This is a genomic window from Deinococcus sonorensis KR-87 (assembly GCF_040256395.1).
In the GTDB taxonomy this organism is placed as follows: Bacteria; Deinococcota; Deinococci; order Deinococcales; family Deinococcaceae; genus Deinococcus; species Deinococcus sonorensis.
On sequence record NZ_CP158298.1, the window covers coordinates 409,369 to 422,679 of the forward strand.

The 13,311-nt window shown below is 73.5% G+C and carries 10 protein-coding genes; 7 read left to right on the plus strand and 3 right to left on the minus strand.

Annotated features, from left to right (window positions below; translation table 11 throughout):
- The first annotated feature begins 6 nt into the window (after positions 1 to 6).
- The 5 genes from ABOD76_RS05095 (at position 7) to ABOD76_RS05115 (ending at position 6,561) form a co-directional block, all read left to right on the plus strand.
- Entirely contained in the window at positions 7 to 2,532 is a 2,526-nt protein-coding gene (locus tag ABOD76_RS05095; protein ID WP_350242050.1) for a GAF domain-containing protein, read from the plus strand.
- A complete protein-coding gene (locus tag ABOD76_RS05100; RefSeq protein ID WP_350242052.1) occupies positions 2,463 to 2,819 on the plus strand; it encodes a sensor histidine kinase in 357 nt (118 codons plus the stop codon). The genes ABOD76_RS05095 and ABOD76_RS05100 overlap by 70 nt, the downstream gene beginning before the upstream one ends.
- A gap of 293 nt (positions 2,820 to 3,112) precedes the next feature.
- Entirely contained in the window at positions 3,113 to 4,117 is a 1,005-nt protein-coding gene (locus ABOD76_RS05105) for a GNAT family N-acetyltransferase (protein ID WP_350242054.1), read from the plus strand.
- 510 nt (positions 4,118 to 4,627) lie between these two features.
- Positions 4,628 to 5,068 (plus strand): globin family protein, encoded by a 441-nt coding sequence (locus tag ABOD76_RS05110; RefSeq protein ID WP_350242056.1) that lies wholly within the window; start codon positions 4,628 to 4,630, stop codon positions 5,066 to 5,068.
- 74 nt (positions 5,069 to 5,142) lie between these two features.
- Positions 5,143 to 6,561, plus strand: coding sequence for a hypothetical protein (locus ABOD76_RS05115; protein ID WP_350242058.1), 1,419 nt, complete (start codon positions 5,143 to 5,145; stop codon positions 6,559 to 6,561).
- 53 nt (positions 6,562 to 6,614) lie between these two features.
- Here ABOD76_RS05115 and ABOD76_RS05120 read toward each other — a convergent pair whose 3' ends face one another.
- From ABOD76_RS05120 to ABOD76_RS05130, 3 genes are all read right to left on the minus strand, one after another.
- Positions 6,615 to 7,049 carry a globin domain-containing protein gene (locus ABOD76_RS05120; RefSeq protein WP_350242060.1) on the minus strand — a complete coding sequence of 145 codons (435 nt, stop codon included), beginning with the start codon at positions 7,047 to 7,049 and terminating at the stop codon, positions 6,615 to 6,617.
- Complete coding sequence (locus ABOD76_RS05125; RefSeq protein ID WP_350242062.1) at positions 7,046 to 10,504, minus strand: ATP-binding protein; 3,459 nt, start codon at positions 10,502 to 10,504, stop codon at positions 7,046 to 7,048. Before ABOD76_RS05125 ends, ABOD76_RS05120 begins: the two co-directional genes overlap by 4 nt.
- Positions 10,505 to 10,601: 97 nt before the next feature.
- The gene (locus tag ABOD76_RS05130) at positions 10,602 to 11,579 is read right to left on the minus strand and encodes a hypothetical protein (protein WP_350242064.1); all 978 of its coding nucleotides are present in this window, start codon (positions 11,577 to 11,579) and stop codon (positions 10,602 to 10,604) included.
- A 315-nt stretch (positions 11,580 to 11,894) separates the two neighbouring features.
- On the opposite strand from ABOD76_RS05130, the gene ABOD76_RS05135 reads away from it, so the two are divergent.
- Positions 11,895 to 12,557, plus strand: coding sequence for a hypothetical protein (locus ABOD76_RS05135; protein ID WP_350242066.1), 663 nt, complete (start codon positions 11,895 to 11,897; stop codon positions 12,555 to 12,557).
- Between the two features lie 126 nt (positions 12,558 to 12,683).
- A complete protein-coding gene (locus tag ABOD76_RS05140; protein WP_350242068.1) occupies positions 12,684 to 13,055 on the plus strand; it encodes a hypothetical protein in 372 nt (123 codons plus the stop codon).
- The last annotated feature ends 256 nt before the right edge of the window (positions 13,056 to 13,311 follow it).

The window sequence follows — 13,311 nt, forward strand, 5'->3', positions numbered from 1 at the left end:
GGCGTCATGCGTGACGGCCTTCCTCTCGACGAACACGTGGCCGCCGCGCCGGAGTTGGCGGCCGCGCTGGAGGTCTTCCTGGCATTGACCGACCTCGCCGGCAGCGAACGCGATGTGCTCGACCTGACCCGCACGGCGTACGACTTGATCGATACGCACCTCACCGGGTACAGCGCCGCGTATTTTGAGGCGCGCGACCAGCGCTGGACGGCGCAGACGTGGTCCCCGGCGCTGACCGACGACCAGGTGGACCGGATCCGCGCGGGCCTGCCGCTCGACATGCCCGCGTTCGCGCGGGCGCTCGAGACGCACCACCCGGTGTTCATCGAGGCCGGGCACACGGAAGGCCGAGGGCACGTTGACTTCACGGACGCGGGCGGGCCGTCGTGCGTGTATCCGTTGGTCGCCGCGGGGGAGGTGCGGGGCCTCTTCGTCGTCGGCCGGCGGGGCGGGCACCCGTGGCGGCCGCGCGACCGCGCCCTGGTCGAGGCGCTGGGGCGCAGCCTCACCCTGGCGCTCGACCGGACCGAGCAGGCGCGGGGCCTGCGGGAGGAACGCGCGGCGCTCGAAGCGTTCGCGGTGTTCACCGAGCAGGCGGGCAGTGAAACGGACGTGCTGACCCTCGCGCGAGAGGCGGTGCGGGTGGTGCGCGACAACCTGGTGCACGTCAGCGTCGTGTACTACGAGCGAGGCGGCGACCGCTGGACGGCCCGGGTGTGGTCCGAGGACGTCGCGCCGGAGGTGATCGCGCAACTCGTGCAGGGCGTGCCGGTGGACGCGCCGAACCTCGCGGAGGCCGTCGAGCGCGGCGTCACGGTGTTCGTGGACCGCTGGGACGCGGCCGCGGACGCCGTGCCCGCCGCCCGAGCGTACGGCGCGGCGGCGTTCGTTCCCCTGTTCTCCGGTGGGGAGGCGCGCTGGATGCTCGCGGTGGGCACGCGGGACACCCGCGTGTGGAGCGAACGGGAGAAAGCGGTCGTCCGCTCGGTCGGCCGGGCGTTCGGGCTCGCGCTTGACCGGGCGCACACCGCGCGGCAGCTCACTGCGCAGCATCTAGAGCTGGACGCGCGCACCCGCGCCCTGGACGGCTTCGCCGCGCTGACGCATGAACTGGGCGTGCAGGCCGACGTGTACGAGCTGATCCGGCGGGCGCAGGAGGTGGTGCTGTCGCTGCTGTCCGCCGGGTACGTGCTGTACTACGAACGGGAAGGGCCGCGCTGGCGCAACCGCGTGCAGGTCGGTGACGTCCGCGACGCGGACCTGCAGGCGTTCATCGACGCGGGTCCGCGGGTGGGTGCCACGCCGAGTGTGGACGTCCCGTGGACCACCCGGCGGGCGCTGTATCAGGACCGGTACGCGCGGGGCAGCGACACCCCGCCGGAGCTGGTCGGGCACGTGAGCGCCGCGGCGTCCCTGCCGGTGATGCGCGACGGTGAGCCGGTCGGCGTGTTCATCGCGGTGCTGTTCGAGCACCGCGCGTGGTCCCGCGAGGACCGCGTGGTGCTGGAGACGGTGGTGGGCAGCCTGGGGCTCGCGCTCGAGCGTGCCGAGCAGACCCGGCAGCTGGCGGAGCAGCGCGCGGAGGTGGAAGCGCGCAACCGGGTCCTGTCGTCCTTCGAGGCGTGGACGCGCGACCTGACCGACGACGCCGGCGTCCACGAGCTGATCCGGCGGGCGCAGGCGCTGCTGTACGAACTGGTGCCGGTGCAGGCCACGGTGTACTACGAACGCGAAGGCGACCGCTGGTGGGTGCGCAGCATGCTGGGCGAGTACGGCAATGACACTCTGCGCCAGGCGCACGAGGTGGGCCTGGCGCACGCGTCGACGGGGAACCTGCGCGCGCCGTTCGAGAGTGGAGAGGTCACGTACGTCGAACCGTACGACGAGACCGTGGACGGGTTGGGGGACGCCACCGCCCACGTGCGCGCGATGGCGATGCTGCCCCTGGGGAGCTCGGCCGGCATTCGCGGGATCTTCGGGCTGGCCCGCTTCGAGCGGGGCGGCTGGTCATCCACGGAACGCAGCATCATCGAGGCGGTGGGCAACAGCCTAAGGCTGGCGCTCGACCGGGCGGACAAGGCCGCTGACCTCGCCCGCGAACGGACCGCGCTCGCGGCGCACACGGCGGCGCTGACCGCGGCGAACGAGGAGCTGGAAGCGTTCGCGTACTCGGTGAGTCACGACCTGCGCACGCCCGTGCGGCACATCACCGGGTACACCACGCTGCTGCGCCGGCGGCTGGGCGGAGCGCTGGACGAGCAGGCCGCGCGGTACCTGAAGGTCGTGGAGGACGCCGCCGACCGCATGAACACGCTGATCGACGCGATGCTCGACCTGTCCCGCACCAGCCGGCAGCCGCTGCAGATGGGCGTGGTGGACCTGGAGGCGCTGGTGCGGTCGGTGCAGGTGGAACTGGACGCTGGACGCCGGAAGGCCGCACCCTCGAGTGGCGGGTCGCGCCGTTGCCGCTCGCGCAGGGCGACCACCACCTGCTGCGGCAGGTGCTGCTCAACGTGCTGGGCAACGCCGTGAAGTACACCCGCGGGCGTGAGCGGGCGGTCATCGAGGTGTCGGCGCAGGACCGCCCGCACGAGGTGGAGGTGGAGGTGCGGGACAACGGGGCCGGCTTCGACCCCCGCTACGTGCACAAGCTGTTTGGGGTGTTCCAGCGGCTGCACCGGGTCGATGAGTTCGAGGGCACCGGGGTGGGCCTCGCCAACGTCCGGCGGATCGTGCACCGGCACGGCGGCACGGTCTCGGCGAGCGGCGCGCCGGGGGAGGGCGCGACGTTCCGCTTCACCCTGCCGAAACCCGCGTGACCGAGCCGCGCAGGGGGGGAGGCGGTGTCTTCCTGGCGCCGCTGGCTAACGCTTCGCCTTCCGGTCCGTCCGGCGGTGGCCATCCGAAGCGGCGGTGACGGAACCCCAGCCCGCCCAGGCCGGCACACGGGGCACGCCGCTTGCCTTCCCGCCCCGGTGGACGCTCCGGCATTTGGCGGATGCGGCGCTCCGGCGTGACCCGGTACCGTGGAGGCGCCCTGCACGAGCGTCGCCGGCGCTGCTGACGCCCCGGAACGGGCCGGGGTCCACGGCGACTTCGGAGCGCAGGCGGGGTGCCCGCGCAGAGCCCGGAGCACCTGCTCGGCGCGCAGGCCAACAAAGGAGAGTGGTGGTCTGTGTGCATCCGTCCGTTCCAGGCGAGTGACCTCGCGGCGCTTCAGGCCCTCTATGAGAGCGCGGGCCTGCCCCCCGCTGTCGACCAGGCGGTCACCCAGCCGGAGGACACGCTGGGAGACGACGCCCTGCAACGGTTCGTCGCCACGGACGGCCGTGGCCTGGTGGGCTGCGCGTACGTGGCCCGCTCGGCGTGGCACCCGCCCGGGTGGTACCAGGGCGAGGTGTTCGTGCGGCCCATCGCCCGCCGAAGGGGCGTGGGGTCGGCCCTGGCGGGCCGCGTCGAGGCGCTGGCCGGGACGCTGGGAGCCGAGACCCTCACCACCTGGGTGGACGGCCAGGCGCCTGCGGCTGAGCACTTCGCGGTTCGGCGCGGGTTTGCGGTGGTGCAGCGCTTCGTGACGATGACGCTGAACGTCGCACACACGGAGGGTGAAGCGCTGGACCACTGGGTGAGCGCCGCACGGCAGCGGGGCGTGACCCTGTTCAGCTACGAGGAGACCGGCGGGACCGGGGACGCGCCGTGGCGGCTGTACGAGCTGAACCGCCGCCTCGCCCCGCTGCTGCCCGGCAACGGCGAGGCGTTCCCGACGTTCGAGGACTACCGGCGGGAGATTCTCGAGGCGGCGTGGTTCCGGCCGGAAGGGCAGCTGATCGCGGCGGTGGGGGACCGCTGGGTGGGGCTGGCGGGCCTGGGCTTCTACGAGGAGGGCCGCCGCCTCCACCACGAATTCACGGCGGTGGACGCCGCGTACCAGCGGCGGGGCATCGCGCTGGCGCTGAAAGCGTGGAGCGTGCAGCGGGCCCGGGCGTGGGGGGTGCGGGAGATCCGCACGGGGAATGACCACTCGAACACGGCCATCATCGAGCTCAACCGCCGCCTGGGGTATACCCTCCAGCCGGGCGTGGTGAAGCTGCGCCGCGCCTTCCCCACGGCACCGTAAGGGCCGGCGGGAGCGGGGCGCGTCCTTCATCGCGTGCCTGGCGAAGCAGGGCGTGGCGTTCGGCGTCGGCGCGCAGGGCCTCCAGACGCGCCTGGGCGGCCAGAAGCTGGTGGGGGCCGTTGAGGTTCAGCATGTCGTCCTCCGTGGTGCGGCACGGGGCCGCGTGGGCGAGCGGCGAGGGCAGGGGACCGGAGCGGATCTGCGGCCTCCCGTTCTGCCGGGGTACGCCTGTACCGTAGGGGGCGGAGCGTCACCCTGGCGTCACCACCGGCGCGCCGGGGGAGGACGCGCACGGGGCGCGGGATCGGCGGCGAGGACCGGCCTGTCGCGGCGATGCCACGCAGGGGTCTTCCGGGCCGCCGTGTCCAGTTCACCGCCCAACCGGCCCCTGGCCCTCACCGGCGCCCAGGGCTCTGGGGCGTCACCGCTGTCCCGCGTCCTGATGACGGGGCGGTGACGGGCCTCCTCGTACCGTGCCTTCAGCACTGAACGCACCACAAGGAGCCCGACATGAACAGCCAGCAGATTGACCTCGTGCAGTCCACCTTCCGCCTCGTGGAACCGGTGGCCGAGGACGCCGCCCGCCTCTTCTACGCCCGCCTCTTCGAGCTGGACCCTGAGCTGCGCCGCCTCTTCCCGCACGACCTCGCCGGGCAGGGCCGCAAGCTCATGACCGCCCTGGGCCTGGTGGTCCGCGGCCTGCGGGCCCCGGAGGTCATCCTCCCCGTCGCCCGGGACCTGGGGCGGCGGCACCGCGGGTACGGCGTCCGCGACGAGCACTACGCGGTGGTGGGGGACGCGCTGCTGTGGACGCTGGAGCGGGGCCTGGGCGACGCGTTCACCCCGGAGGTGCGGGCGGCCTGGGGCGCCGCCTACACCCTGCTGTCCGGCGAGATGCGCGCGGCGGGCGCCCCCGGCCCGTCCCTTCCGATGATGCAGGGGATCCGGTGAACGGCCCGGTCGCTCGCCCCCGCCGGCACCCCCTGGCCCTCCGCCCCCTCGCGCCCACCGTGAAAGGAATGACCATGACGCACCGCTTCAAGTCCCTGCCGCTCCTCGCCCTTACCGCCGCCCTCGCCGCCTGTGGCGCCCCGTCCCCGCTTCCCGCACCCACCGCGGCGGACGGGCCCGCGCCGTCCGGCATCACGGCGCAGAGCGTCACGCCGGCGCCCGGCTCGTTCGTGATGCTCAAGGCCCTGTATTTCGGGAGCACCTCGACCCGGGTGCGTGACGTGGCCGTGCAGCCGGACGGCAAATTCATCGTTGTCGGGGAGGGGCGCGACAGCGGGGAGGACAGTTACTTCGGGTTCATCGCCCGGCTGCTGCCGGACGGTTCGCTCGACCCCAGCTTCGCCAAGACCGGCTGGCGCCGGCTCCGCAAGCTGTGGGAGGACGCCTCCTGCGCCATCTGCTTCCCGGAGTACACCCTGCCAAACAGCAAGACGCCGGTGACGGTGACGGGCGTCGTCATTCAGGGCTCGCGGGTGCTGGTCTCCGCCAGCGCCCGCAAGGAGGTGGACGCCACCTTCAGCCACACCATTGAGACGCGCCAGCAGATGGTGCAGGCGTTCCGGCTCAGCGACGGGGCCCTGGACACGAGTTGGAACGGGACAGGCGTGACGCAGACGACCATGGGGAACGCCGAGGTGCTCAGCGAGGCCAACGACGTCGCGGTGACGGGAGACCGGGTGTTCACCGGAGGGTACGTGAACTCCAGCCCGATGCGTCCGACGATCGCGACGTTCACGAACGCGGGCCAGCTGGACAAGACCTTCAGCGGGGACGGCGCGCACTACCTGGTGCTGCCGGACGCGGAGGGCGGCGCCAGCGCCTCGGCCGTCACGGTGATCAACACCCGGCCGGTGGTGGCGGGGTGGGTGAAGCACAACAACGCCCAGCGGATGTTCCTGGTGCGCTACAAGGAGGACGGCACCCTCGACCCCAGCTTCGGCGGGGGCGACGGGATCGTGCGCCCGTCGTACGGCCTGGGGGACACGGTGGCGCGGGCGGTGCAGTACAACGCTGCGGCGGGCCGCATCGGGGTGGTGGGCTCGTCCGCCGACCCGGCGGGGCTGGTGCGGTTCGCGGTGGCGAAGCTGCTGCCGGACGGGTCGATGGACCCGGCCTTCGGCGTCGGCGGGAAGGTCACGACGGCCATCGGCAGCGGCCACTCGGGCGCCAACGCGGTCGTGATGCAGCCGAACGGCAAGCTGCTCGCGGCGGGCTACACCACCAGCCCGGACGGCAAGACGGACGCGGCCGTCGTGCGCTACACCGCGAACGGCTCGCTCGACGCCACCTTCGGCAGCGGCGGCCGGAGCGTGGTGGGGCAGAACGACGGGCACCACGAGCTGATTCGCGGCATGGCGACGCTGCCGAACGGCAAGATCGTGGTGGTCGGCGACTCGGGCATGTACGGCCTGGTCGGCCTCCTGCAGCCCTGAGCGGCACCCTGAACGGCGGACCTCGTGAGGTTCGCCGTTCGACTGGCGTTCGCTCAGGGTTCGCCCCCGGGCTCGCCCGCGCGCATCTCCGCCGCCAGGAGCCGGTACGCGAGCGTCCAGGCCTCCCGCACCTCGGGCGTGAAGTCCGGCCCCAGCCGCGCCGCCAGGGTGGCCAGCAGCGCGTCGCCCACCGTTGCGTACTGCCCGGGGCGCACCCCGTACCCGGCGTGGCGCGCGCCGAGCCGCCGGGCCGCCGCCCGCAGCGTGCCGAACCGGGAGAGGTCCCCCGCGAACACATCGAGGGTGGCGATGAACTTCTGGCCCTGCGCGTGCAGGTCGCCCCGGAACAGCGCCCGGGCGTCCGGGTCGGCGGCAAACAGCCGGTCGTAGAAGTCCCGCGCGGCCTCGTCCGGGTCCCGCAGCAGCCGGGCGAGCGAGGTCCGCACCAGCCCCTCCTGCGCGTCGGTCAACGACAGGGGCGGGGTCACGCGGTCGCTCCGCGCTCCACGGCCGCCGTGTCGGGCAGGCCCCAGTGCGCCAGGAAGGCGGGTCGACGGTCGGCGGGCAGGGTGGCGGCCAGGCTCCGGGCGAGCGGCAGTCCCCCTGGGTCGGCCGGGTCGGCCCGGTACAGCCGCAGCCGGTCCAGCGGCGGCAGGTGGTCCAGCTGCAGCGCCTCGCGGACCGCGGCCAGCGGCGCGGGGTCGTCGTCCCCCAGCCCGCGGGCCACGTGGACCCGCAGGGCGAGAGCGAGCGGGCGCAGGCTCGGCTCATTGATGGTGTCCAGCACCCGGGACGCGCCCGGCGCGTCTCCCAGCGCCAGCAGCACTTCAGCGCGCAGCGCCCGCTCGTCCTGCTCGCCCTCGCGCTCCGGGGCGGCGCCGGAGGGCGGGGCGGCGTCCAGCGCGCGCAGCGCGCCCGCGGGGTCGCCCGAGGCCAGCAGCGCGCGGGCGTGTTCGGTGCGGCCTGTCCGTGCGTCCCCCTCGTGCTCGCCCGCCCCGATCAGCCGGGTGAGCTCCGCCGCCGCCGCCCGGGCGCCCGCCGCGTCGCCGAGGGCGACGAGCAGCCGGACGAGCTTGACCCGGCGGACCAGCTGCTGGGTCCGCTGGCCCAGCGCGTCCGCCGAGCGGCACGCCGCCTGGTACGCCGTCAGGGCCGGGCCGAGCCGCCCGCGCAGCAGCTGCACGTCCCCCAGGCGGTGCTGGAAATCCGCCTCCAGCTTCGGGTCCGCGGCGTCGTACACGAGGTCGAAGCCCTCCTGCAGGGCCGCCACCGCGGGGTCGAGCTGCCCGGCACGCACGTGCACCTGGATGACGTTGATCAGAAAGGCCGTGTGCAGCCGGAGGTCATGTATGGCGCGCGCCTCGCGCAGCCCCGCCTCCAGGTCCCGCACGGCCCCCGCGAGGTCGCCGGCGCGGAACGCCACGCGGGCCGCGCTGTTGAGCACCAGCGCGACCGCGTGACGGTCCTGGGCGGCCCGGGCGAGGTCCAGGCTCTCCTGAATCAGGGCGCGCGCCTCGTCCATCCGGCCTGCGTCCAGCAGGCCCGGCAGCAGCGACCCCAGGATCGCCCGGCGGCGCACGTTGCTGAGGGGTGAGACCGCCAGCGCCGCCCGCAGGTGCCGTTCCGCCGCGGCGGGCCGCCGCAGGTTCGCCTCGGCGGTGCCGGCGAGGTGCAGGGCGTGGGCCCGCAGCTCGGGGGCCACCTCGGGGAGCGGCAGCGCCCCCGCCATCAGGCGGCCCAGCTCCTCGTGCCGCCCCAGGTCATCCAGCAACGCCGCGCGCCGCGTCAGGACGGTGACGTGCGCCTCGGGCGTGCCGAGCTGTTCGGCGAGGACCGCCAGCCGGTCGATCTCCCGGCCGCGCGCGTCGCGGTCGTCGAGGTGAACGCACAGGTCGGCCCGCTGCCGTTGCCACGCGAAGGCGTCCTCGGGAGGGGGGGCGGACGCCAGCGCCCGCTCCAGGTGCTCGAGGGCCTCCCGGTAGGCGTACACGCCGCGGGCCGCGTCCGCCGCCCGGACGTGCCAGCGGGCCGCCTCCCGCGGCTGTCCCGCGGCCTGCAGGTGCTCGGCGATCTGCGCGGGCGGCGCCGAGCGCGTCTCCAGCACGCCCGCGAGGCGGCGGTGCAGCAGCCGCGCCCGCTCGGGCGACATGGCGGCGCGCACCGAGCGCCGCACCAGGTCGTGCGGAAACGCGTACCCGGGCCCGCGCGGCTCCAGCAGGCCCCGGCCGGTCAGGCCCTCCAGCGTCTCCAGCGCCTCCCACTCGGAGGCGGCCGTGACCGCCGCGAGGTCCTCCAGAAAGAACGGGTCGGCGCTCACTCCCGCCGCATCGAGGAAGCGCCGGCCGAGCGGCCCGAACGCCTCGACCCGGCGCAGCACCGCCTCCTGCACGCCGGGCGGGATCGGCAGCTCCGCGTAATCCACGGTCCGGTCGTCGTAGGGGGTGCTCCACACGCCGCCCTCGATCCGCAGGGTGCCCGCCGCGTGCAGGGCCCGCAGCGTCTCCATCAGGAAAAGGGGATTGCCGGACGTCGCCCGGTGCAGCCGCCCCGGGAACAGCGTCGCGCCGGGATTCCCGGAGAGGGCCCCCACCAGGCGGCGCACCTCGTCCTCGCTGAGGCCGCCGAGGGGGAGGACGTGCAGGACCCCGTCCCGCTTCAGCCCGGACAGCGCGGCGCGGCACGCCGGGGACCGGTCCAGGTCGGGCGTGCGGGCGGTGGCGAGCAGCCGCGGGGGGTGGGCCAGCCCGCGGGTGCGCTGCGCGAGGCCCGCCATCAGCTCCAGCGTGCTCCCGTCGGCCCACTGGATGTCGTCGAAGACCAGGGCACCCTCCTGCCCCGCGGCGGCCAGCAGGGCGCGGGTGAGGCCCTCCAGGAACCGCGCGCGGTTGTCGTCCGGCAGCGGGGCCGCTCCCGCCAGTTCCGGCACCAGGCGCGCCGTCTCGGCGCGCCACGGCTCCTCCAGCGCCCGCAGCCGCTCGGCGGCGCGCACGTCCTCCAGCGCCGCGCGCAGCGCTCCGGCGACCGGGGCGAGCGGCGTGTCGCGGGTGACTTCCAGCGCGCGGCACACCACCGGCACGCCGAACGACGCCGCGAAGGCGAGCGCGAGCCGGGTCTTGCCGACCCCCCCGTCTCCCTCCAGCAGCGCCAGGCCACAGGGCACCGCCTCCAGCGCCGCCCAGGTGCCCTCGCGGCCCACCAGCGGCGGGCGCAGCGGGATCGGCTCGGTGGCCGGTGCGGCGCGCTCCGGCTCGACCCGCTCCGGCCTGGCCGCCGCCACCGCTGCCGTCTCGGGCAGCGGGTCCAGCCCGAGTTCCCGGGCGAGCAGCGCGCGGAACTCCTGATAGCGTTCGCGCGCCTGGGCCCGCTCGCCCAGCGCGTGGTGCAGCCGGATCGCTTCGCGCTGGTGCGTCTCCTGCAACGCGTCCTCGGCGAGCACCTCGAGGTGGGCTTGCAGCGCCCCGCGCAGGTCACCCGCCGCTTCCCGGGCCGCCGCTCGGGCGGTCATCGCGCGGCGCCACGCCTGGGTCAGCCGGTCGCGCTGCGCCTGGCGCCACTCCTCGAACCCCCCGGCGCCCTCCACGTCCACCCCGTCGAGGAGCGGCCCCCCGTACCGCCCGAGCGCCGCCTCGTGGTCGCCCGCCGCCTCGAACGCCAGGACGTCGAGGGCGTCCACCCGCACCTCCGGCGTGAGGCCGACCGTGTCGGGCGTGGCGACGAGGTACGGCGCCAGGGCCGAGCGGCCCAGGCGGTACAGTTCCTGCCGCAGGTTGTGCCGCGCCCCGTCGGGTGGGAGGTCCGACCACAGCAGCCCGGCCAGCCGCTCGCGCGGGGTGGGCCCCTCGAGGGCGACGTAGGTGAGCAGGGCGAGCGACTTGCGCGACGGTGGGCGCACCGCCTGTCCCGAGACGACCAGCGACGGAGTTCCGAGGAGCCTTGCCTGCACCGCCCACCTCCTGGGTCCAGCTTACTGGAGGTGGGCGGTGCAGGTGATTCAGGTGACCCGGGCCAGGGGCAGCCGCCCACACCGGGCTGGAGCCGGCTCAGGGGAACACGAAGCCCAGGATGCCGCGCGTGCCCGAGTCGCCGGCGACGATCAGCGTCCCGTCCGTCTGGAAGGCCATCGCGCGGATGAGGTCGTCGCGGGACATCATGTCGATGGTGGTCTTGCCCCCCGCGCCGAAGGTGGCGTCCAGGGTGCCCGCCGCCGTGTACTTGGCGAGCGCGAAGTCCCGCGTGCCGTCCGGGCGGGTCGTGTAGCCGCCCGCGTACACCTGGCCGCTGTCGGTGATCAGCACGCTCGTCGCGTTGTCGGCGCCGGTGCTGAAGCTGGTCGTCACCAGGCCGTCGGTGCTGAAGGCCGGGTCGGGCGACCCGTCGGGCCGCAGGCGAGCCACGGCGAAGCTCCACTTGGCGGCGGCGTCCGCGCTGCGGCCCGCCAGGGCGACGCGGGTGCTTACCGCGTTGTAGCGCACCGCGGAGGCCGCGCTGTCCCCCACCCCGAACTGCAGCCCCTTGAGGCCGTCGCCGCCCCCGAAGGTCGGGTCGAGCAGCCCGTCCTCGGTGAACCGGGCGAGCAGCACCCGCATCCGGCCGTCCTGCCGCGCCCAGCCGACCATCAGGGGCCGGGCGTTCATCATGGTTACGCTGCCCAGGCTGGTGCCGCCACTCGCGTTCGGGATGCTGAAGCCGTACGCGCCGTCGCCGCTGAAGCTCTTGTCGAGGACCCCGCCCGCCGTGTACACCGACGTGATCCCCCGGAGCGGCGAGGCGTTCACGTACCCGGCCCCGAACACCCGGGTCCCGGTCGCCGCGAGGTCATTGATGTGGCTCTGGGTGGTGTCGTCCTGCATGACCGTCATGGCGTAGCCGGTGTGCTGGCCGCCGAACGCCCAGTCGGTGGAGCCGTCGGCGAGCCTGAACGACTCGACGACCTGCTGGTGGGTGTCGTAGTGCATGCCCACCTGAATGCCCGCGGAATAGCCCTTGAATTCCTTCCGCACGCTGCCACTCACCAGCACCCGGTCCCCCTGGAGGGCGATGCCATGCGCCCTGCGAGGTGGCGGTGACGCCCCGCTTTGGACGGTGGGCCAGGCCGGGGCTGACCTGACCCGCGAACCCGGTGCTGATGACGTTCATCACGCCCTCGCCGACCGCCCTACGGAGGAACAGGTGCGGCCGCTGGGTCCCGGCTTGGCCGCGGTGCTCGGCGCCCTCGAGCCGGACAAGGCCGCGTTCGCTGCTCACAACGCTCGCGACGATCAGGATTGCGCAGCGGAGGCGGCGCTGGCCGACGAACGGAACCGAGTTCAAGGCACCGGCACGGGATGGAACGGATGACGGTCCCTGACCTCTGTCGCCTCTGTCAGCAGGCCCCCCGCACCGACCGCGAGTGCGGCGCCGGCTGGATCAAGGTGCCGTCCCAGGCCTCCGATGGCCGCCCGGCGATGGCGCGCTGCAAGCAACGGGAAGCGCACCGCCGCGGCCACCAGCAGGCCACTGGACTCGTCGCCGCTGGGCTGAATGATGCCCGCTCCCAGGCGAACTGGGACGACCTCACGCGGCTCCACCGCTCCTGGCTCGCCGCCCGCGAGATCAGCGAAGTGATCTCCGAAGGGCTGAACATCGGATGCGTCCGCCCCACCGGCATCGGCAAGACCCTGGCGGCCGTGCTGATGTATCGCGCCGCCAGCCAGGCCGTGCACACGGTCATGACGCTCGACTGGACCCGCTTCCTGGAGGGCATGCGCGACGGGTACACCGACCGCACTCAGGAACCCGAAGGGAAGACGTTCGAGCGGGTGTGTGCCGCAGACTTGCTGCAGCTCGATGACATGGCCAGTGGGGAGACGACACGTACACCAGCAGCCGCTTCGAGAAGGTCATCGGCCGGCGCCAGGACGCGCAGTTCCCGACGATCCTCACCGCCAACCTCCGCATTCAGAACCTGCACGACTTGCTCAGAGAGCGAGCCGCCAGCTGGGCGCACGGCCGGGTGATCGAGCTGGTGTTCGACGGCCAGCGCTTCCGGGAGCAGACCGACCGACGCGGATGTCCGCGCTGGTCGGCAGCATCGGGAAGGGCGCCCAGGGACCGGCCTGACCAGAACCGGAAATGACCGGAACGTGGATACTGAAGTTCAGTCACGTGACGTGCAGGAGGGCAAGCCTTTCATCGCCGTCCGGCAGACACAAGAAGCGGTCCGCATGGGCCGGCCGAAGGGTGTTGTCGGGTTTCCGCGATCACTCAGAGGAGCGTCTTCGGCGCTGCCCACGCCGTTGAGGAGGAGTGGCGACCGGTTCAACCAAGCGATAGGTGTTGACGGCCACCCGCTCGAAATCAACGTACTGATGGTGCGGATCGCGGGTCGCGTTGCGGCACATCCGGGACGACACATGCTGCTTGATGGTGTTCATCGTGTAGGTGGTCCCCCGGGCCAACATGCCCTCCACCACGTCACGAACAGTAAAAACCCGGTCGGGCTGGTGTTCGACTAGCCCAGCAACGACCTCGAGGATTTCGTCCCGGCACGTCATCCCGGCAATATTCAGGACGAATGTAAACCCGCAGTGATACGGCAGTCGCGGTTCCTTCAGCTGGCCTGGAGCAACCGTTGATGGCTCTTGAGGTCGATCAGAGCGTTGACGATCACGGCAGCCTCTCAGCCGGTCTGGCTCGCCGGGGCTCCCGCTGCGCCTCGGTGCGAAGCAGCACAGGAAAGCGGACCTGCAAACGGTCCGCGATGCCTGCATC

What these genes read in the sequence shown, in the direction of transcription:
- ABOD76_RS05095 (WP_350242050.1), top strand. Translation starts at nt 7, where the DNA reads ATGCGTGACGGCCTTCCTCTCGACGAACACGTGGCCGCCGCGCCGGAG.
- ABOD76_RS05135 (WP_350242066.1), top strand. Translation starts at nt 11,895, where the DNA reads ATGACGGTCCCTGACCTCTGTCGCCTCTGTCAGCAGGCCCCCCGCACC.
- ABOD76_RS05115 (WP_350242058.1), top strand. Translation starts at nt 5,143, where the DNA reads ATGACGCACCGCTTCAAGTCCCTGCCGCTCCTCGCCCTTACCGCCGCC.
- ABOD76_RS05110 (WP_350242056.1), top strand. Translation starts at nt 4,628, where the DNA reads ATGAACAGCCAGCAGATTGACCTCGTGCAGTCCACCTTCCGCCTCGTG.